This is a genomic window from Terrimonas pollutisoli (genome assembly GCF_029360765.1).
GTDB lineage: Bacteria > Bacteroidota > Bacteroidia > Chitinophagales > Chitinophagaceae > Terrimonas_B > Terrimonas_B pollutisoli.
In genome coordinates, this window is sequence record NZ_JARKNA010000004.1 from 138,590 (window position 1) to 159,722 (window position 21,133).

Annotated in this window: 14 protein-coding genes, 1 tRNA gene and 1 pseudogene; 9 read left to right on the forward strand and 7 right to left on the reverse strand. The window is 41.5% G+C overall.

Translation table 11 applies throughout. The features are described 5' to 3' along the window. Window positions 1-37: 37 nt before the first annotated feature. A pseudogene (locus P2W73_RS26485) lies at window positions 38-331 on the forward strand (recombinase family protein); the annotation flags it as partial. 732 nt (window positions 332-1,063) lie between these two features. On the opposite strand, the gene P2W73_RS09200 reads toward P2W73_RS26485, so the two are convergent. Next, window positions 1,064-1,147 (reverse strand) — tRNA-Leu (locus P2W73_RS09200). A gap of 286 nt (window positions 1,148-1,433) precedes the next feature. Here P2W73_RS09200 and P2W73_RS09205 point away from each other — a divergent pair. Next, window positions 1,434-2,657: an NAD(P)-dependent oxidoreductase gene (locus P2W73_RS09205; protein ID WP_276501730.1), complete on the forward strand. Its 1,224-nt coding sequence runs from the start codon at window positions 1,434-1,436 to the stop codon at window positions 2,655-2,657. A 41-nt stretch (window positions 2,658-2,698) separates the two neighbouring features. Here P2W73_RS09205 and P2W73_RS09210 read toward each other — a convergent pair whose 3' ends face one another. From P2W73_RS09210 to P2W73_RS09230, 5 genes are all read right to left on the reverse strand, one after another. Next, window positions 2,699-3,433 carry a tRNA1(Val) (adenine(37)-N6)-methyltransferase gene (locus P2W73_RS09210; RefSeq protein WP_276501731.1) on the reverse strand — a complete coding sequence of 245 codons (735 nt, stop codon included), beginning with the start codon at window positions 3,431-3,433 and terminating at the stop codon, window positions 2,699-2,701. A 7-nt stretch (window positions 3,434-3,440) separates the two neighbouring features. Beyond that, window positions 3,441-3,806 (reverse strand): glyoxalase superfamily protein, encoded by a 366-nt coding sequence (locus P2W73_RS09215; protein ID WP_276501732.1) that lies wholly within the window; start codon window positions 3,804-3,806, stop codon window positions 3,441-3,443. Window positions 3,807-3,815: 9 nt separating this feature from the next. Continuing rightward, window positions 3,816-4,934, reverse strand: a complete 1,119-nt coding sequence (gene tsaD / locus P2W73_RS09220) for a tRNA (adenosine(37)-N6)-threonylcarbamoyltransferase complex transferase subunit TsaD (protein WP_276501733.1) — start codon at window positions 4,932-4,934, stop codon at window positions 3,816-3,818. Window positions 4,935-5,073: 139 nt separating this feature from the next. Further along, complete coding sequence (locus P2W73_RS09225; protein ID WP_276501734.1) at window positions 5,074-6,330, reverse strand: ABC transporter permease; 1,257 nt, start codon at window positions 6,328-6,330, stop codon at window positions 5,074-5,076. 151 nt (window positions 6,331-6,481) lie between these two features. Beyond that, on the reverse strand, window positions 6,482-7,087 hold the full coding sequence (locus P2W73_RS09230; RefSeq protein ID WP_276501735.1) for an outer membrane beta-barrel protein: 606 nt from the start codon (window positions 7,085-7,087) through the stop codon (window positions 6,482-6,484). 263 nt (window positions 7,088-7,350) lie between these two features. Between P2W73_RS09230 and P2W73_RS09235 the strand changes: the two genes are divergently transcribed. From P2W73_RS09235 to P2W73_RS09245, 3 genes are all read left to right on the forward strand, one after another. Next, window positions 7,351-8,148 (forward strand): CHAD domain-containing protein, encoded by a 798-nt coding sequence (locus P2W73_RS09235; RefSeq protein WP_276501736.1) that lies wholly within the window; start codon window positions 7,351-7,353, stop codon window positions 8,146-8,148. 127 nt (window positions 8,149-8,275) lie between these two features. Further along, the gene (locus P2W73_RS09240; RefSeq protein WP_439145491.1) at window positions 8,276-9,871 is read left to right on the forward strand and encodes a peptide chain release factor 3; all 1,596 of its coding nucleotides are present in this window, start codon (window positions 8,276-8,278) and stop codon (window positions 9,869-9,871) included. Beyond that, the gene (locus P2W73_RS09245; protein ID WP_276501738.1) at window positions 9,868-10,380 is read left to right on the forward strand and encodes a GNAT family N-acetyltransferase; all 513 of its coding nucleotides are present in this window, start codon (window positions 9,868-9,870) and stop codon (window positions 10,378-10,380) included. Before P2W73_RS09240 ends, P2W73_RS09245 begins: the two co-directional genes overlap by 4 nt. Here P2W73_RS09245 and purB read toward each other — a convergent pair. Further along, window positions 10,377-11,720, reverse strand: coding sequence for an adenylosuccinate lyase (gene purB / locus P2W73_RS09250; protein WP_276501739.1), 1,344 nt, complete (start codon window positions 11,718-11,720; stop codon window positions 10,377-10,379). The two genes, P2W73_RS09245 and purB, sit on opposite strands and share 4 nt — an antisense overlap. A gap of 237 nt (window positions 11,721-11,957) precedes the next feature. On the opposite strand from purB, the gene P2W73_RS09255 reads away from it, so the two are divergent. The 4 genes from P2W73_RS09255 (at window position 11,958) to P2W73_RS09270 (ending at window position 21,123) form a co-directional block, all read left to right on the forward strand. After that, the gene (locus P2W73_RS09255; protein WP_276501740.1) at window positions 11,958-12,737 is read left to right on the forward strand and encodes a menaquinone biosynthetic enzyme MqnA/MqnD family protein; all 780 of its coding nucleotides are present in this window, start codon (window positions 11,958-11,960) and stop codon (window positions 12,735-12,737) included. Between the two features lie 66 nt (window positions 12,738-12,803). Beyond that, entirely contained in the window at window positions 12,804-13,916 is a 1,113-nt protein-coding gene (gene gmd, locus P2W73_RS09260) for a GDP-mannose 4,6-dehydratase (protein WP_276501741.1), read from the forward strand. Beyond that, a complete protein-coding gene (fcl, locus tag P2W73_RS09265) occupies window positions 13,916-14,848 on the forward strand; it encodes a GDP-L-fucose synthase (protein WP_276501742.1) in 933 nt (310 codons plus the stop codon). Before gmd ends, fcl begins: the two co-directional genes overlap by 1 nt. A gap of 170 nt (window positions 14,849-15,018) precedes the next feature. Further along, entirely contained in the window at window positions 15,019-21,123 is a 6,105-nt protein-coding gene (locus tag P2W73_RS09270; protein WP_276501743.1) for a T9SS type B sorting domain-containing protein, read from the forward strand. The last annotated feature ends 10 nt before the right edge of the window (window positions 21,124-21,133 follow it).

Here is a 21,133-nt window from a genome sequence, read left to right on the forward strand (position 1 = left end):
ACTTCCCAATAATCCCGAGTTAAGGGCCGAATATTTTTTGGAAAGAAGAGAACAGCCGAAACATCGGGCGTGCGATCATGTATATGTTATAAATGAAGAGGGACGTTGGCTAAAAAAAGCATTTACTCTTAAATCTGAAGGTATTCTAAGTAATAGAGAAATAATTGATCATTTAAAAACTAAGGGCGTTCGGGTAAATGAGAAAAATTTTCGTTGGATCATCTCAAACCCATTCTACGCTGGCTATGTAACTGGTAATCTTGTAAACGGAAAGTTGATTAAAGGGCATCATCCTGCACTGGTTAATTTAAAAACGTTTTTAAAAGCCAATGATCTTTTCAAAAGTGAACCTACTGCTGGTATCGCTAAAAGCTATAGGGTGGAGGAAGCTCCCCTAAAAATCTTTGCCAAGGATGAACTATCATTATGCCCCCTTACCGCATACATTAAGAAGGAACATTGGTATTACAAGACAAGAAATAAATCCGGAAAATTAAACATTAATGCCTTCAGGTTAAATACTCATTTTGAAGATCTACTTCGCAAGTTTGAGTACAGCAAGAAATATAAAGAGGTATTGTCAAAACTTTTAATGCAGAAGCTTACAGATAAGTTCGGAGAGGCTTTAAAGGACAACATACAGTTGAAAAAACGTATAAAGGGATTGGAAGATCAGATTGAGAAACTTGAAGAGCGCTATGTGCTGGGCAATTTAAACAAAGAATTGTTCGAAAAGTACAGTTCAAAATACAACGATGAACTGATAAAATTAAGGCAAGAATCAGTTGATACCTCGTTTGACAGATCGAACCTGAAAATGGTTGTAGAAAAAGGGATGGCAATCGCTGAAAACCTAAGCCAGTTGTGGCTTTCCTTGGATTTTAGTAACAAGCAACGGTTGCAATACCTGATATTCCCTGAGGGAATTCTGTACAACAAGAAAAAAGGTACAGTTCGACCTTCAAAAGTAAATTCAATTTTCGCTGAAATCCAGCCACTGGTAAAGGATACAGAGGATAACAAAAAAGGCAATTTTAAAAAAATTGCCTTAAATCGTGTTCCGTGCCCGGGACTGGAATCGAACCAGCACATCCTTGCGAACGGCAGATTTTGAGTCTGCTGCGTCTACCAATTCCGCCACCCGGGCAGGTGGTGTTTGGGGTTGCAATATTACGGCTTTCCGGGTAATTGCCGGCGATGAATTCAAATATTTTTTTGAATATTGAGGTTATCTGCAACAACTCTTTTTCGGCAATAGTACCTTTCTAACCAGGCTCCACAATTTTCTAAAAAAGCTCATGTGCAAGATGAAGATTGAGCGTTAACAAATTATCCAGATAAACCAGGACTTATACTTCAAATGATACTTCAGCCCGTCCCGAATTTTAAAATTACATTTGCCCTTCTTATAAATCGATTGCAAATGTACGACTATGACAAGGATAGGACTTATTAAGGAAGGAAAAGTTCCGGCTGACAACCGCGTTGCTCTTACCCCGGCCCAATGCAAATGGATACACAAAAATGCCTCACATGTTAAGATTGTGGCGCAGTCATCTCCCGCAAGATGTTTTACTGATAAGGAATATATTGCTGCCGGTGTCGAAATAAAGGAGGATCTTTCTGATTGTGATATTTTGTTAGGCATAAAAGAAGTACCAATAGATCAGCTCATTCCCGGTAAAACCTATTTGTTTTTTTCGCATACCAAAAAGAAACAGCCATATAACCAGCAGTTGTTGCGGGCTATATTAGACAAAGATATTCGCCTGGTAGATTACGAATGCCTGGAACATGATGATGGGCAGCGGATCATCGGCTTTGGTTTTTTTGCCGGCGTAGTAGGAGCTCATAATGGCATTATGGCCTATGGCAACCGGACCGGTTTGTACAAATTGGAAAGAGTGTATAAGCAAAGAAGCTTCCGCGAGTTAATACACACTTATTTTGGTCTTAAGTTGCCCAATGTAAAAATCGTAGTGGCAGGATCAGGTCGGGTAGCACATGGCCTGCTTGAGATTATGAACCTGATGGGTATCCATGAAGTGGAGCCGGAAGATTATCTTATCCGGCGTTTTGCCTACCCGGTTTATACGCAATTAAAAGGAGCTGATCTGTACGAACATAAGAAAACAGGAAAATATAACCGGCAGGCGTTTCATGATCAGCCGGAAGAATATCGTTGTAAATTTTTGCCCTATGCAGCCCAAACTGATATTTTAATGAACGGCGTGTATTGGGATAAAGCTGTTCCGAGACTGTTTGAAAAAAATGATGTGAAAGCGAACGATTTCATCATTCAGACGATCGCGGATATTACCGACGATGCCGATGGCTCTGTGCCCATCAATGCAGGCGATCAAACTATTGAAGATCCTATTTATGGGATCGATAGAACTACGTTACAAAAAACGGCCCCTTATTTGCCCAATTCAATTGATATTATGGCTGTGGGCAACCTGCCCAATGAATTGCCACGGGATGCTTCCCGCTACTTTGGCGAGCAATTAATAAAATATGTTTTGGATGATCTCATCAAGGGTGGTTCTCCCATTATTGAAAGAGCCACAATGACGAAAGACGGACAATTGACAGAACATTACATGTATCTGAAAGACTATGCAGAAGGGAAGTTAGCAGTTGGTCCTGAGCGGTAGCCGAAGGATTAATGGTTGATAATTGCGATTCACTAATTGTGTCAAAGGTGAAGATAATAGTTCTTTAAAAGCTGAATAAACTCAGGCATGTATTCCTGCTTTTCATTCCGGATGGTTAATTCCGTTGTGGTAGATAGCCCTTCTTTATTTGCTGGATATTTACCAGAAATCATTATCCGGAAATAATGATGTTGTGTAGATTGTCTTACAAAAGTGATGTGAGAAATAGCTAATTCATTTTTTGCAAAGGCGATGTCAATAGCTTCCTTTCTTTTATAAGGCAGCAGTAAATAAAACTCACCTCCAGGCGCTAAATTTTTTTTAATGATCGATAAGAGATCATCCAGCAATAAACCTTCGTCGTGATGAGCTTTGTTCTTTTTACTGTTTTCAGATTTTAATTCCTTCTCATAAAAAGGAGGATTGCTGATAATGACATCATATAAGTAAGGTGATGAAAATTCTTTTGCGTCACCGTGAAAGACGCTTATCCGGCTGTTCCATGGCGAATTGGCGATATTTTCTTTGGCTTGTTCAAAAGCATCTTTATCAATCTCAATGGCGTCAAGCTTTATTGCCGAGTTTGCCTGTGCCACCATCAATGATAATAACCCCGTACCTGCGCCAATGTCAAGCAGTTTTGTCACTTCTTTATTTTCACTCTTCACCTGCTCCGCCACCCAGGCGCCAAATAAACAACCATCTGTCGTCACCTTCATAGCGCAACGATCCTGGTGAACCATAAACTGCTTGAACTGGAAATAAGAATTGGCCATCCGGCAATTATTCTTTTATAGTTTCAGTGAATACAAGATGGTTGCCAAACGGGTCAATCAGGCATACTTCCAATGTTCCCCATTCGGTTGTATTGATGCCGGGCTTGAGATAGCGGTATTCTTTTAGCTGTTTATGAAAATCGGCGACACTATCCATTTGAATTCTTATTCTTGCCCCGGGGATGCAATCGCCATAGTGTTCAGTCAGGTGAATGATAATACCATCTTTTGATACCTGGAAATACAACGGAAAATTTTCACCAAAGCGATGTTCCCAGTCAACGGTAAAGCCAAGCCAGTCCACATAAAACTCTTTCGCTTTCGCCACATCAAGTATTCGCAGAACCGGGGTAATGGTTTGTATCTTTTCCATATGAAAAATTTACCATTCAGCTCTTGCAGTTGCACTAACAGTAAGATCGGCAAACTGGCCATCCAGGTATTTGTAATAGCCGGTGATAGCAATCATGGCCGCATTGTCGGTGCAATATTCAAAAGCAGGAATAAAAGTGTTCCACTTGTTTTTTTTACCCATTTCTTCAAATGCCAGCCTTAAACCGCTATTGGCTGAAACACCACCAGCCAGGCACACATCAGTGACGCCGGTTGTGATGACAGCCTTCTTTAATTTGTTCAGAAGAATAGAAACAATGCGATGCTGAATGGAGGCACAGATATCTGCCAGGTTGTTATCAATAAATGATTGCTTTTCTTGTTCCGTAGCTTTAAACTCTTCTTTATACACGAGGCTTGTTCCGGCATTTTGCAAGAAATATAGGATAGAAGTCTTCAGACCGCTGAAACTAAAATTCAATCCCGGTATTTGGGGTTCGGGAAATTTAAAACGGTTGGCGTCGCCCTGTTTAGCATATTTATCAATCAAGGGTCCGCCGGGATAGGGGAGCCCCAGCAGCTTCGCCGATTTATCAAAGGCTTCTCCCGCGGCATCATCAATGGTTTCACCAATCACTTTCATTGTAGTCGGCGATTCACACAAAACGATTTGCGTATGACCTCCGCTGACCGTAAGACACAAAAAAGGAAACCTTGGTTTTGGATCGGTGATAAGATTAGCTAATACATGCCCCTGCATGTGATGCACGGCTATTACCGGTTTGTCCAGCGACAGCGCAAGCGATTTTGCAAACTGGGAGCCTACCAATAATGAACCTATCAGGCCCGGCGACTGGGTGAAAGCGATGGCGTCTATAGTTTGCAATTGATCCTGAGCGGTAGCCGAAGGATTGGCAGCTTGTAGTGCTGCTTCTACTACAGGAACTATATTTTGCATATGTGCCCGGCTGGCTAATTCAGGTACAACACCGCCATATTGCTCGTGTATTTTTTGTGTAGCAATAATGTTGGATAAAATTTTTCCATCCCTGCAAACGGCTGCTGAAGTTTCATCACAGGATGACTCTATAGCGAGAATTAACCCTCCCCGTTCCCTAAAGGGAGAGCCCCAGGAGTCTGCAAATTGATAATTTTCTTCAGGTAGCATTTGGCAAAAATAAATCTTTAGGAATCAGGTATGGAAAAGAAGACTGCGATTTAATACCGGATACTACGCAAAAGAATAATTTAATATAATAAATGCTGTAGTAAGCTAAAGCCTCCCTTCAGGGAGGTTTGGAGGGTTTTTATTTACTCCTGATCGCAACAACCGGGTCCATTCTTGCTGCCTGCCTGGCCGGAATAAATCCTGCCAGTATACCTACACCAATACAAATAAGAATGGCCAGTATCATATTGTTGGTAGAAATAAATACCGGGAAATCGAGAACATTGGTTAATATCTGGGTGAGAACAAATACAAGGGTAAGCCCAATCAATCCTCCGATGATGCAGAGAAAAGCGGACTCCAATAAAAACTCCGTTAGTATCACCCGGTTTTTAGCGCCGATCGCCTTTTTCAAACCGATCTGGCTGGTTCTTTCACGTACCGATACAAACATAATATTGGCCACGCCAAACATTCCTACGATCAATGACAAGGCAGCAATAGCCCAGCCACCAATATTAAGGCTCACAAAAGCTGAACTCACCGATTCACTAATGTCATTAATATCATTGAGCGCAAAATCATCTTCTTTTGTTGGACTTAGCTTATGGATTGCCCTCATCGTGCCTGTCAGGTCATCTTTTAACGCCTTACTGGTCAGGTTATCCTGGCCCTGCACCATGATGATTGGTTGTGATCTTACTTCATTCATCAATGTGCGGGCAAACTTGTAGGGGATAACCACACTCTGGTCAAAATTCCACCCGCCAATCATTTGTTTCCCCTGTTTTTTAATCACACCAACTATCAGGGCTTTTTTGCCACGCACCGTTATTGTTTTATCCACGGCCAATTCCGCCGAGCCAAACAGTTTTTCTGCAATTTCATTTCCGGCTACAACAATATTATTGCCCCTGTCAAATTCAGATTCTGTGACATAGCGGCCATAGCTTATATCGACTGGTTGTATTTCATGAAATTCTTCAGTAACGCCGTATAAGTTTACATTGGAGAGAACACTGCCCCTATACTCCACATTATCGGTGGCGCTGATATTAAAAGCGGCATATTTGGCACTGGCTGTTCTTTCTTTTACCTGATTTAGTTCCTCATATTTTGGCGAAGGCCTGTTTACATATCTCCACCAGGGAAAATCGGGTCCACCGCCCGCTGTCCAATCCCACTTGTCAATATAGATAGTATTGGTGCCAAGAGAATTGACTTCGTTTTTGATGTTTTGTTCCAGGCTGTTTACAGTAGCCAATACGCCGATAATACAGAAAATTCCGATAGTGATTCCAAACAAGGACAGAAATGTGCGGAGTTTGTTTTTCCATAACTCCAGCAAAGCCATTTTAAAACTGCTGACAATAATTTCTATCGTGCGGCGGACCATGCTTCAAATTTACTGGATAGTGTTTGAGTGAAGACAGAATTTATTTAAAAGGTTAAAGTCATAGCTGCTCATACTCTTTCCAACCGAGATGACGGCAATAAAAAAAGTTGCCTTTATTGGAGGCAACTTTTATGTTTTTTCTCTTTTGATTTTAGCGGGGACCGCCACCGATACAAAAACCGACTTTAATACCCAGGTAGCCATTTTTAGCCTTCATGGTAGCTGGTTCGCCGTTATTGTCGTAACCAATAACATCAGTTTTTGGAATAAGGTTATACTCAATACCCAGGCGGAAGTGTTTCATTTCGAAACCACCTCTTATCATTCCACCAAATTTACTACCGGCGGAAACACCTTCTTGTGTTGAGTTGACCTCAGCACTTGCTAACGAGAAGATACCGGCGCCTACTCCGCCAAATGGGCGAAAGGAGTAATTGTCGCTAAAGTAGTAATCACCGGTAAGCAAATAAGAGCCGGCAGCTTTTACACTTGCTTCGTTCACGTTGCCTTCCGCATCATAACCGCTGAAGCGGGCAATAACAGCTGCTTCCATCCGAAGACCAACAGCGAGATTGCTCATTACGGCATACTTTGGTTCAACGGCAAATAGAACGCCGCCTTTAGCTCCGGTGCCTCCGGGTATTGCATAACCAAGGCTGACATCTACTTTAAAAGGTTTCAGGTCCGATTCAGATTGTGCACTGGCGGAAAAAGATAAAATAGTTCCTACGGTAAGAATCAACAATTTGTTTTTCATGGCTTGTTTTAAAGTTTTAAAAAAATATGGGATTAAATGTATACTGCCGATTTCCGCAAAACGAATGAGGTAATATCTTTTTAAAGAAATTAAGTAAGAATACTTTTGAAGCGCTGGGTTTTTACCGTGATATATTTTTTAATTTATATGTTATTGTTAGTTGGCTTATGAATAATATTCCCAAAAAGGTTTTGTAATGCTTTTGCATCTGGGAAAAGATTTGATAATTTACTGCATAGCCTATGTCTTAAATTTGGATTGCGATGTCTGCCAGCCTTTTTATAGTACGTCAATGGAAAAAACAAGTACAGGTTTTTCAGCAAAATCTTGCGTTGGTGAAAAAGCAAAAGCAAACTGAGGCGGTACATGACCTGCGGGTGGCGGTAAAAAAAATGCGTTCTTACCTTAAATTGCTGAATATAGCCCGGCAGGACAACTACAGTCTTGCGTTTGACGGAACGGAAAAATTATTCAGCGTAATGGGAAAGTACCGGGATATCGAAATGGGGCTTGACCTGCTTGGTCGTTTTGAAAAAGAAAATAATACCAGTTACAAAGTTTTTAGCGATTATCTCGCTATTGCGCTTTTACAACAGGGAAAATGGTTGCAGGCTGCTATGTTGGAATATGACGAAAATGAATTGACCGGGTTAACTTACCAGTTGGAGCAGGATCTTAAAGATGCGGACCGGGAAGAGCTGATGCATAAATTTAAGATCGTTATTGAAAAGGAGTTTAAAAAAGCTGGGCGGCATATAAATCACTTTAACCGGGATACGCATCAAATACGTAAAATTTTTAAAGACATCTTCTATTGGGTTGAAATCGCACCAGCAGGTGTTTTGATGAACACAGATCAGGTGAAGAAAATAAAAAAGATTTTAAATAACCTGGGCGATTGGCAGGACCATGAAATGCTTCATCAAAAAATTAAACATTTCAGGAAAGATTTTGTACCCGATGCAAAAGATGAATACCAGGCGCTAAAAGAACTGGAGAGCAATATCCAGGGCCAGAAGGAAAAATTGCTGGATAAAGCAAAAGCCATCGCTATATTTTGACAATAATTTCGCCGAATTAACCCTTAAACTATCTCTGTCCGGTTCTGGATGTCAGGCTTTCAAACCTTAACTTTGCCGCCTTAAAAAGAGTGCTATGGACTGTCGTCCATGGACTGTGGACCGAATCATGAAATATCATCACGAAATAAGCCGGCGTAGAACATTTGCAATTATCAGTCACCCGGATGCGGGTAAAACAACATTAACAGAAAAATTGCTGTTATTCGGCGGCGCCATTCAGGTGGCGGGTGCTGTTAAAAGCAATAAGATCAAGAAACACGCAACCAGCGATTTTATGGAGATCGAGCGGCAGAGAGGTATCTCCGTCGCCACTTCTGTTATGAGCTTTGAGTATGACGGCATCCTGATTAACCTGCTGGATACACCCGGTCACAAAGACTTTGCGGAAGATACCTACCGCACACTGACCGCTGTGGACAGCGTTATCCTGGTAGTGGATAGCGTAAATGGGGTAGAGGAACAGACAAGAAGGCTAATGGAGGTTTGCCGCATGAGGGATACGCCGGTAATTGTATTTATTAATAAAATGGACCGGGATGGTAAAAACCGTTTCGACCTGTTGGAGGAGATCGAAAAAGAACTGAAAATATCACTTCATCCCATGACCTGGCCCATTAACAGTGGTAAAGAGTTTAAAGGAGTGTACAACCTGGACGATAAAAGCCTTGTTTTATTTACAGCTAACACGAAGGCTTCAGAGGAAGATGTATTAAAGATCCAGGACCTGAGTTTGCCGATTCTTGAGCAGACAATTGGCGATAATGATGCAAATACATTGAGAGAAGATGTGGAATTGGTAGACACGGTTCATGGCGAATTAAAGGTGGAAGATTACCTGGCGGGAAAAGTGGCGCCGGTTTTCTTCGGAAGTGCGGTTAATAATTTTGGAGTACGGGAAATGCTGAACACATTTATCCGTATTGCACCAACTCCAAGAAGCCGGGAAACAACAAAGCGGTTCCTAAGTGTGGAAGAGGACAAACTAAGCGGTTTCATTTTTAAGATACATGCCAATCTTGATCCCAAACATCGTGATAGGATAGCCTTTATGCGGGTGTGTTCGGGCAGGTTCGAACGCAATAAGTATTATCATCATGTAAGGCTGGATAAAGATGTTCGCTTCAGCAACCCTTATTCATTTTTGGCCCGTAGCAAGGATGTAATCGAAGAGGCTTTTCCAGGTGATGTTGTGGGGCTTTTTGATACCGGGAACTTTAAAATTGGTGATACACTGACAGAAGGAGAAGATTTTTATTTTACAGGAATCCCTTCTTTTTCACCTGAAATATTTAAGGAGGTGGTGAATAAAGACCCGATGAAAACCAAACAATTGGAAAAAGGACTTTTGCAGCTTACTGATGAGGGTGTGGCGCAATTGTTTACTCAATTTGGTGGCAATAAAAAAATTATCGGTTGCGTCGGCGAACTCCAGTTCGAAGTGATTCAATATCGCCTGTTGCATGAATATGGCGCTTCGGTTGTCTTTAACGCTTTGCCTTTTTATAAGGCTTGCTGGCTGACAACAACCGACGAGAAAAAGCTATTGGAATTCTCCCGGTTCAAGCAGGCCAATATTGCCGCAGACAAGGATGGCCACATGGTTTATTTAGCCCAAAGCGAATGGTTCCTGAATACGGAAATAAATAACAATCCCGATATTACTTTCCATTTTACCTCGGAAATTCATAAGGAAACCGCATGATCTTATTTGAAACAGAAAGATTGATTGTCCGGCATTACACAAAAGCAGATGCCGATAATTTCTTTTTGTTAAATGGTGACGAGGAAATCATGCGGTACATAAGACCTGCTAAAACCAGGGAAGAAGCCGATCAATTTTTACTGGAAGTGATTCAGTATGCAGAAAATTTTCCTTTGTATGGCCGCTGGGCCGTTAATGAAAAAGAAACCGGTGATTTTGTTGGTTCATTTGCGCTAATTCCCATAGAAAAAACGGATAAAATGCAGCTGGGCTATGCTTTGTTAAAATCAAATTGGGGAAAAGGCTATGCAACCGAGCTCACACATGGAGGCCTCGCTTATGTATTTTCCAAAACCGGGCTGGACGAGATTTATGCCGTCACTGAAATCGCCAATCTAGCTTCGCAAAAAGTATTGCTAAAGGCGGGATTTGACCCATTTGATGAAACAGAAGAGGATGGGAAAAAGCTGTCCCGTTTTATTTATTTGAAAAAAGACTTCCGGCCTTAAAATTTCGCAGCAACACCCGTATAATTATGCGGTGTAATTTTCTTTAATTCTTTCTTTACTTCGGTTTTGATTTTTAATCCGTCTACAAATTGATGAATGGTCTTTTGGTCAATTTTGGCAGCACCTCTTGTTAAATCTTTTAAGGCCTCATAGGGTTGAGGGTAGTTCTCTCTTCGCAGGATGGTCTGTATGGCCTCTGCAACTACGGCCCAATTACTTTCAAGATCTTCGTGAATCTTCGCGTCGTTGATGACTAGTTTTTCCAATCCTTTTTCGATGGATTTAAAAGCAATAATGGTATGGGCAAAAGGAACACCAATATTGCGAAGCACCGTAGAATCGGTTAGGTCCCGCTGCAACCTCGATACAGGTAGCTTTGATGAAAGATGTTCAAAGATTGCATTGCCAATTCCCAGGTTTCCTTCTGCATTTTCAAAGTCGATGGGGTTTACTTTATGTGGCATGGCGGATGAACCCACTTCACCCTTTTTTGTTTTCTGTTTGAAGTATTCCATCGATACATAGGTCCATATATCCCGGCAAAAATCGATCAGGATATTATTGACCCTTTTCATGCAATCAAAATGAGCTGCGAGATTATCATAATGTTCAATCTGCGTAGTGAATTGCTGGCGGCTTAATCCAAGGTGATCGGTAAACTCGTTACCCAGTTTTATCCAATCAATTTTTGGGAAAGCGACATGATGGGCATTAAAATTTCCGGTGGCTCCGCCAAATTTCGCACTAAAAGGTACCGTGATGAATTGTTCTATCTGCGCTTGTATTCTTTCCGCAAAGACCATTATTTCTTTACCCAGTTTTGTCGGGCTGGCTGGTTGTCCATGTGTGTGGGCAAGCATCGGGATGTCCTTCCATTGTTCTGCCAGTAACCTTAGTTGCGTATTCAGGTTAAGCAAACCCGGAAGATATTCATATTCGATTGCATGTTTCCAAAGTAAAGGAATAGCTGTATTGTTGATATCCTGCGAAGTCAGTCCAAAGTGGATCCACTCTTTGACCGATTTGCCATCCGTTTTTTCTAATTCATTTTTCAGGTAATATTCTACGGCTTTTACATCATGGTTGGTGATGTATTCAATTTGTTTTATTTCCTGGGCATCTTCGGGACCAAAGCTTTCGGCGAGTTTAGTAAGACTTTTAATGGTTTTGCCGGATAATTTGAAAAATTTTTTTCTCTCCAAAAACAACAGGTATTCTACTTCAACCAGTATCCGGTATTTGATTAAAGCATATTCCGAAAAATATTCGTCGAGGTGTTGAACTTGTCTTCTGTAGCGGCCGTCAACGGCAGAAATAGCGGTTAGTGCTGATAGTTCCATGAGAAAGTTTTTTGTTTTTTGTTTTTGGCTTATAGTTAACAACACCTGCAGGCTTTAGCGACATATTATAAACCATAAACGAGAAACAACTTGGTATATCTTTGCGGCAAAGATAAAGAACACAAATTGTAGTAATGAAACCGGGCATCTTTATTTCCCTCAATATGAGAATGAAGTTTTGCAAGACTCTGCCGATAAGGACGGTGTTGGCTCCGGCCTCAAAAAAGAATATAGCGGATGAAAGAAATTAGCTTGTCGCCGTTCGATGGAAGTGATGAAAGAAAAGTTCGGGTGGGCATCGTAAATTACCTGAATACAAAACCCCTGATCTACGGATTACAAAAGGAACCGATCAATAAATTGATCGATTTGATCGGTGCTTACCCGTCGAAGCTGGCCCAGATGCTTTCCGATGATCAAATTGATGTAGGGTTGATACCGGTAGCGGTCATTCCTCAATTATCCTCTTATCATATTAATGGAAATTTTTGTATTGGCGCCGAAGGAGAGGTGGCATCCGTATGTTTGTTCAGTGAAGTGCCGATGAAGGAAATAACAACGGTTTACCTCGATTATCAAAGCAGGTCGTCAGTTGCCTTATTGAAATGGCTTATGAAGGAGTCATGGGGCATAAATCCTGAGATAAAACAGGCACTGGATGAGAGCTACCGGCAGGAAATAAAGGGAACTACAGCGGGATTAGTGATCGGTGACCGGGCGTTGGAACAACGAAAAATATCCACCTTTATTTATGATCTGGGTAGTGAGTGGCGGGCAATTACGGGGCTGCCCTTTGTGTTTGCAGCATGGGTAAGCAAAAGGCCTTTGCCGGAGGCGTTTGTACGGATTTTTGATGAGGCCAATGCAATGGGATTAAATCATATTGATGAAATCGTCCGGGAAACAGCATTTGACCTGTATGATTTGAAGAAATATTACACTATTCATCTCAGCTATGGTCTTGATGAAAGGAAAAGACAGGGGTTACAAAAGTTTTTAAGCTTCATTATACCCTGAAGGCGGTATGTTGCGGGTTATGAATTATGATAACCGGACTTTATATTTGCGGAAATTAAAAGCGGAATGAAAAAAGCCCTTATCACCGGCATCACCGGCCAGGATGGTGCCTACCTTGCTGAATTACTATTAAGCAAGGGCTATGAAGTTCACGGGATCAAGCGTCGTACATCCCTTATCAATACCCAGCGTGTCGATCACCTTTACCAGGATCCTCATGAATCTAACCTGAAAATGGTTCTGCATTACGGTGACCTGACAGATTCTACCAATATTATCCGTATCATTCAACAGGTGCAGCCGGATGAAATCTACAACCTGGGGGCCATGAGCCATGTACAGGTAAGTTTCGATGAACCAGAATATGTTGCTAATACTGACGCTGCCGGAACCTTACGCATTCTCGAAGCGGTGAGAATTTTGGGATTAGCAAAAAAAACAAGGATCTACCAGGCTTCAACTTCTGAATTGTATGGTAAAGTGCAGGCAGTTCCTCAAAATGAAACAACACCTTTTTATCCCAGGTCTCCATACGGCGTAGCTAAATTGTATGCTTATTGGATTACCGTAAACTACCGGGAAGCTTATGGCATGTATGCGTGCAATGGAATTTTGTTTAACCATGAAAGTCCATTAAGAGGTGAAACTTTTGTAACACGTAAGATCACCCGGGGCGTGGCTGAAATAGTTTTGGGATTAAAGAAAAAACTTTGGTTGGGAAACCTGGATGCTAAGCGTGACTGGGGTCATGCCAAAGATTATGTGGAAGCTATGTGGCTTATTCTCCAGCAGGACGAGCCGGAAGATTTTGTAATTGCAACCGGGACAACGACAGCTGTAAGGGATTTTGTAAAGCTGGCTTTTGCGCATGCAGGCGTTACGGTTGATTTTGAAGGTGAGGGTGAAAATGAAAAAGGCGTTGTGAAAGAAGTTTCACTTCCGGACATTCCTTTGCGAAAAGGAGAAGTAGTGGTGGAAGTTGATAAACGTTATTTCAGGCCTACCGAAGTTGACCTGTTATTAGGTGACCCTACCAAAGCAAAACAAAAGCTGGGGTGGACGGCAAAATATACATTGAGTGAACTGGTAAAAGAAATGGTGGAATCAGATATCGATAATTTCCGCAAGGACGTAATTCTGAAAGATTCAGGTTATAACACTTTAAGGCAATTCGAGTAATGGAAAAAAATAGTAAAATCTTTGTAGCGGGTCATCGCGGGATGGTGGGTTCTGCCATAGTAAGAAAATTGCAGCAGGACGGTTTTTCCAATGTCGTTACCCGTACTTCTTCAGAGGTGGATCTCTGCAATCAGCAGGCGGTGAACGATTTTTTTGCAACCGAAAAACCTGAGTATGTTTTTCTCGCTGCGGCCAAAGTAGGTGGCATCATGGCCAACAATATTTATAGAGCTGAGTTTCTCTATAATAACCTGATGATAGAATCGAACATTATCCAGGCTTCTTATGTAAATGGTGTAAAAAAATTACTATTCCTGGGGAGCTCTTGTATTTATCCAAAATTGGCTCCGCAACCATTAGATGAAGAGTATTTGTTGACAGGTTTGCTCGAACCAACCAATGAACCATATGCGATTGCAAAAATAGCTGGTATCAAGCTTTGCGAGGCCTACAGGGATCAGTACGGTTGCAATTTTATTTCTGCCATGCCCACTAATTTATATGGGCAGGGCGATAATTACCACCCGCAAAACTCCCACGTTATACCAGCGTTGCTTCGCAAGTTTCACGAAGCAAAAGTCAATAAGGCCGACCATGTTGAAATATGGGGAACGGGTACGCCATTGCGTGAATTCATGTATGTGGATGACCTGGCTGATGCGTGTTTTTTCCTGATGGAGAAGTATGACGGAAAATTATTTATCAATGCGGGTACCGGGGAAGAAGTATCAATTAAAGAATTGGCATCAATTGTAAAAGAAGTGACAGGATACGAAGGAGAAATTAAATTTGATACATCAAAGCCGGATGGCACTCCCCGCAAATTGATGGATAACACCCGCCTGCATGCAATGGGTTGGACGCATAAAGTTTCCCTGAAAAATGGGTTGGCAAAGGCGTATCAGCATTTTTTGAAGGAGAACAAACACTGATATAATTTTTTTATCATATTTCTATCAAAAACTTCCATTTCATTTGGAAGTTTTTGTTTTTAGAAAATGTTGATGTGAAATTTGAGTTCCTGCTGTACTATTAGATTATAAAGATTTAGGCTATTTTAGCGTTTTACCACATTTCCACCTTATTCTTAGCCATCCGTTATATGAACCAAAACGTACTGAGAAAGCAATTCTTTCTTTGTTTATTTTTTCTGAATATTATACTTTCCCAAAGGGCATTGTCACAGTCTTGTGACAATGCCCTTTCGTTGCCTTCGCAAGGAGCAAAAGTTACTGTCGGAGATGTCGACGTGGCCGGAAATCAACTGACTGTTGAGGCAATGTTTAACCGGACGGCTGCCTTAAATAATGGCCTTTACTATGGGCACCTGGTTTCAAAACATACAGATCAAACGAATGTAAACTATGCACTGTTACCGAACGGATGTGAAATAACCACGAGTACCAGCGGATATAAAGCGATATTTCAAACCTGTGTTCCGGAGTTGAACAAAACCTATCATGTGGCGATGGTATATGACGGTACGACCTTAAAGTTTTATAGAAATGGTTTTTTAATGAGTCAGGTCGCCTGTACAGGAAATATAGTAAACAATGACCTGTTAACCACAATCGCCCAACTTGCTGGTAACACTGACCCTGCTAATAATCAATTCCTGGGTTATACAAACGAGGTTAGGATATGGAAAGTTGCAAGATCGCAGTCGCAGATACAGGCATATATGGATAAGGCATTGCCAAACCCAACTACTCAAACAGGGCTTGTCGCCTACTATAGTTTTAATGATCTTGCCAACAAGCAAGGAAATGTAGCTTTCAATGGAACGATAGGTGGTGGGGCAATCAGCGGAGTTTCTAATCCAGCTTGTTCCCTTACTCCATCTTCTTGTAATACGGTTACAAATGTACAGGCAGGATTTACTATGCCTGATACGGTTTGTGTCAATACACCTGTGAATATTTCGAATATATCGTTGAATGCTACGAGTAGTTACTGGAATTTTTGCGCTGCAGATCCTAATGTGATTCCATCTGCTGTTAACCTTGGCAATCCTGGTGGAAGCTTATCATTACCGGTTTTCTCTGATGTAGTAAATGATAACGGTAACTATTATGTGTTCGTATCGAATAACTGGCCAGGAGGATTGGTGAGATTGGATTTTGGAAATTCATTACTCAATAATCCGACGGTTGTAAACCTTGGAAACGTCGGGGGTGTTATACCCGGCACTATTGAAGGGATTCAGGTTGTAAGAAATGAAGGCAGATGGTATGCGATTATGGTTGGAGGTGATGCCAACGGGGGTATTCCATCGAGAATAATAAAAATTGATTTCGGACCTAACATTACAAACATCAATCCTGTGGGAACTAATTGGGGTAACATAGGCAACCTTGCTTACCCGGTTGACCTTCATATATTCCAGGAAAATGGGATTTGGTATGGATTTACAGTGAACGCTCAAAATAATACTATAACGAGATTCAATTTTTCTAATAGTTTCAACAACATACCAACCGGAGTGAATTTAGGAAATCTGGGAGGACTTAATTATCCAACCGGTATCAATGCGGTGAAAGATAATGGTAACTGGTACGTATTTATTACGAATGACGTAGACAATTCTTTTCTTGTTCGTCTCAACTTTGGTAATTCCTTATTGAATGCACCTACTGCTGTGAACTTGGGTAACCCGGGAAATGTTTTGCATAAGACACGGGATATTTATATCCTGAAGGCCTGTGATGAAATAACAGCTTTAGCAGTTAATGGAGATGGATACAGTGATCTGGTTAAACTTGATTTTAATAATAATATTACTTCTGTTCCTGCAGGGATTACCTTAGGTAATACCGGCAATATGAATTTTCCGCATTCGATTTCTGAATTATTTAGAGTGGGGAATGATCTGTACAGTTTTATCACAAACGTAAATAATAATACCATTACAAGGATTCGTTTCCAGGGATGTACAAACAGCAGCATACCAAACTCTTCTTTACAAAATCCTCCGCCGGTTACTTATTCTACTCCTGGTACATACAATATAAATCTCACAATAGATGAAGGATTGCCCACTCAAGCGTCCTTATGTAAACAGGTTGTAGTTAAGGATTGTGAGATAGTAGTTGGCCCTCTCCCAACTTCGGGATGTGGCGGATTTCAATTTGCTCTTGGTGGAAACGCATATGACAGGGCTTATGACGTAGCGGCAACAACCAATAATGAGTTTTTTGTTGCAGGAGTTAGTAAAAGTTTTTCTACCAGCGATGATATCCTGGTTTCCCGGCTTACTGCGGCCGGATCAGTGATATGGTCTAAAACTTTTGGCAATAATAACACAGAGTTGCTTAGAAAAATTACACCTACTGCAGATGGGGGCCTGCTGATTGTTGGTCAAACAAAATCATTTAGCAATTCGAAGGGTGACATTTTATGCATGAAGATCAATAGCACAGGAACGCTGGTATGGTCAAAAATCCTGGGTGTAGGTTCAGTTAATGGCGATTTGGGAATGGATATCATTGAAACAAGCGATGGTGGTTATGCTGTTTCGGGAATTTTGAATGTGGAAGGAACAGTAGCAGACGCAGTAGTTATAAAGCTGGATAACGCCGCCAATGTGATTTGGAGTAAAAGATTTGACAGGGGTGACGGCGATAATGGGGTTGGGCTATTTCAAAAAGGAGATACCCTTATTGTAAGCATCGATCTTCAAAATACGATATACAATTATGAAACTTTAATGATGAAATTAAAATTGGTCGATGGGACTTTCATTATGGCAAAAAAGTTGACTCCTGCGACCAGGGGATTATATAATCCATATATTCACAAAGACCCCTTACAACCTGGCTATATTGTTTCGCTCCATACAATTGATAATAGCAGTTATACAAAAATGAATCACACCATCCTCAACCTGGATGAGGATTTCAATATCAGGAAAAGCCGGCTTATTTCTATTGACCCTCCTACCAACGATTTTTATACCGGAATGGCTGTTTTACCAGACGGTAGCTTTATAGGCACCTCAACGAATCAAACAAATGGAGATGGATGCATCTATCGTATTAACGATGATAATTCAGGAGTTTTTGTAAAAAAATTTAATGCAGCAGCTGCAAGGCGTCTTTACCGGGTGGCTGTGTCGGGCCAGCAATTAATGGCAGTGGGTGGAGCAATAGACAATGGGCAGGAAGATTTCTTTATCACAAGCTTCGATATCACTGGAGCCCTGGGTGCTGTGTGTGACGTCGAGGATATTGCATTAAAAATTCAGCAACCGGTTTTTACAGTTTCACCGTTTACATGGCCTACTATTAGTGATGTAAGTTTCCCGGCTTCATCCGCTGTACTAAACGCAGTGAATGCACCTCTTCAAAATAAAGATCTGTGTCCTGTGTCAAGACCTGATTTTTCTATTAAAAGGGATCCTTGTAACCCAAAAACAATTCAAATTGAAACGAATCTTACAAATATTCAGAACTATGAATGGGATTTCGGAGATGGTCAAACAAATGTCGGCAACCCGAACCCGGTTGTTACGTATACCGATTTTGATACGTATATAATTAAACTAAAAACTCAGAATATAGCAGGATGTGCCGACAGCACTGAAAAACAAATTTCTGTAAATGTTATCAATGACAGTCTTATTATAACGAACGACACAACTATTTGCTACGGTACTACCAAGCAACTGGTCACTGCTTCCGCATTAAGTTTTTGCTGGTCTCCCATTACTTACCTTGATAATCCCAACTCACCCAATCCTGTCACATCAGCTACACAAGACATTACTTATTTTTTCACTGCAGAAGTAACGGGTGCTAATCTTATTACAAATGGAAATTTTTCACAGGGAAATACGGGATTTACTTCAGGATATAATTTTGCCAGCTCCAATACAACAGAGGGGCAGTATTTTGTCGGGAGTAATCCTCAAAGCTGGAATAGCAGCCTGAGTGCCTGCAAAGATCATACAGCCGGCAATGGAAACATGATGCTGGTAAATGGATCCCCTACGGTAGATGTAAATGTATGGAAGCAAACAGTGAATGTAACTCCCAATACAAACTATGCATTTTCAACCTGGATACAAGCTTTGTGGCCACCCAATCCTGCCCAATTACAATTTTCTATTAACGGAAAAGACGCAGGTTCGCTGATAACGGCCAGCCTCCCTACCTGTACATGGACTCAATTCCATACCACATGGAATTCGGGAAATAATACAACAGCAGTTATTTCAATCGTAAATAAAAACACCCAGGTGCAGGGCAATGATTTTGCATTGGATGATATTTCTTTTGCACCGGTATTTATAAAAAGAGATTCTGTAAAAATAAAAGTGGAGAAGCCTTTTGTCCAGGCAAATGTTGACACCTCCATCTGTACAGGAAAATCAGCTCAATTGAATGCAACAGGTGCGGAAAATTATGTATGGTCTCCCGCTACAGGTTTATCGGCTCCCGCTATTGCAAACCCTGTTGCATCGCCGGCAGTTTCAACAGCATATATTGTTACCGGCACTACCGTCAACGGATGTTCGGCAAAGGATACTGTCCATGTCAATATTTATGCAAAACCGGCTATTGCAGTTTCTGATGATACATTGATCTGTAAAAACGCATTGGCCCAACTGTCTGTAACAGGCGGAGCCAGTTATAGCTGGTCTCCGGCAGCTACATTAAATGATCCGCTTGTTGCAAGCCCGGTAGCTTCTCCTCTTGTCAATACGAAGTATTATGTTACTATCACTGATGCAAATACCTGTGAGCACCTGGATTCTGTACAAGTATCTCTAAGGCCTGATGCGGTTTTCACTATCAATAGCCCGCAACCGGTATGCCGTTTCGATTCTGCACAATTGATTGCTTCGGGTGGGGATATTTATAGCTGGCAACCCGCAAATGGATTGAGCAATACCAGTATCTCCAATCCAACGGCTTCTCCTGCTGTAACTACCGACTATACTGTCACTATAACGGAAAATACCTGCCACCAATCGGAGGCCTTGTCGGCAAGGATTACTGTTAAGCCCTTGCCAATAGTAAATGCTGCTAAGGCGAATGATATTGATTGTAGAAATGACCGCAGCCAACTGAACGCAACAGGGGCCGATCAATATGTATGGGCTCCCGCAGCCACTTTAAACAATCCGGGCGTCGCTAACCCCGTCGCTAAACCTGCGGTTTCAACAGAGTATATTGTTACAGGCACTGAAGACGGCTGTTCGGCAAATGATACCGTTGTTGTCCAGGTATATACTAAGCCGGCTATTATTATTTCCAGTGACACAATGATCTGCAAAAATGCCCGGGCCCAATTATTTGTAACAGGAGGAAACAGCTATAGTTGGTCACCTGCAGCTACCTTAAGTGATCAATTTATCGCAAACCCGGTAGCTTCTCCGCTTGTCAATACAAAATATTACGTAACTATTAAGGATGCCAATAGCTGTGAGTATCTCGATTCTGTGAGTGTGTCTGTAAGGCCTGATCCAGCTTTTTCAATCAATGCTCCCGGAAAAGTTTGTCTTTTCGATTCTGTGCAGTTAAATGCCGCTGGCGGGGATATTTATGCCTGGCAGCCCGCTGAAGGATTGGATAATATCGCTTCCAATCCATGGGTTTCTCCTGCTGTTACTGCCGATTATAAGGTCACGATAACGGAAACAACCTGTAATCAGTCTGCCACATTATCAACCCGGCTAACGGTGATGCCTTTACCAACAGTAAATGCCGTGAAGTCTAATGATATTGATTGCAGCAATGATCGTAGCCAACTTAATGTTACGGGGGCTGCCCAATATGAATGGACTCCCGCACCAACTTTAAATAATCCGGGAATAGCTAACCCCGTAGCCACACCTGCAACAACAACTGCGTATGTCGTAAAAGGGACGGATACGGAAGGTTGCACAGGATATGATACGATTACTGTAAAAGTTGATAATGTAAATAAAGGCGGCTACCTGATGCCCAATGCTTTTACGCCTAACAACGACGGGCTAAACGATTGTTATGGCGTAAAATACTGGGGTGTGATTGAAAAATTTGAGTTTAGCATTTACAACCGTTGGGGAGAACGGATATTCACCACCAAAAATCCGGGTCAATGTTGGGATGGTACTTACAAAGGTGTTGAGCAGGATGGAGGAGTGTATGTATACATGATAAAGGCTAAAACGATATGCGAGGCCGAAGTTTTTAGAAAGGGGACATTTACACTGATTAGATAGTAAAATGATA